At 69.6% G+C, this 853-nt stretch carries 1 pseudogene; it reads left to right on the forward strand.

Annotation, left to right across the window (positions count from 1 at the left end):
- A pseudogene (locus IH54_RS0138745) lies at window positions 1–521 on the forward strand (hypothetical protein); the annotation flags it as partial.
- Window positions 522–853 lie beyond the last annotated feature (332 nt).

The raw sequence follows: 853 nt of genomic DNA on the forward strand, positions 1-853 counted from the left end.
AGATCAAGGCCATGTCGCTGATGGAACGCGGCCTCGGCCAGGAAGCCCGCGACCTGATCAACTCCTCCGCGATCGGCGAACCGTGGGAAGGGGCCGTCCGGGCCCTCCTGAGCGTCTGCTGCGCTCCGCCGGACGCCGCCAGCCCGCTTGATGGCGAGCTGGACCATGCGCTCCAGCAGGCACAGGCGCTGCTGGCCTCTCCGGACCCGGAAACCGCCACGTTCCAGACGCGGGCGGCGCTGAGCGCCCTCGAACTCCTCAAGGACCCGTCCGACCCCCGCGCCGACCGACTACGCGACGGCGCCGCCACCGCGGCCCGCCTGGACGCCCACGCAGCCCGAGAACTCCTCGACCACCCCGCGAGCACGTGCCTCTCCGAGCGGCAGGAACAGGACCTGCACACCGTCGTCTCGCGGGCGGGCGTCGGCGCCGGAAACCTGCCTGCCATCCACGAGCGGGCCATAACAGCGGCCGTCGACCGGGCCGAGGCTGCACTCCGGCAACAGCTCACGCACGTATGAGGCGGCGGCCCCGATCGCTCGAGATCAGGCTGCGCTTGCGGGGTCTTGGTGAGCAGCATGGCGGGATGCCAGACCTGCTGTGGGAAGACGTCAAGAATTTCTTCGACCCCGAGCTGATGGGCGCCCTGCCTGATGGGTGCGTGTCAGGGACCTCGGTCGAGGAGCGTGGTGCTCATGGCGGCCCCGGCCGTAGGCTGACGTTCCATGTATCGGCCTGACCTGATCTGCACCCGCAGCGGCCAGACGCGGCTGGAGCCGAGCAAAGAGATTGCAAAGCCCCTCTAACGCCGCAGGTCAGAAAGTGTCCTCTCCGCGCGAGCGGAGGTGTCCCG

This window comes from Streptomyces sp. NRRL F-5123 (assembly GCF_000721495.1).
Classification (GTDB): domain Bacteria; phylum Actinomycetota; class Actinomycetes; order Streptomycetales; family Streptomycetaceae; genus Actinacidiphila.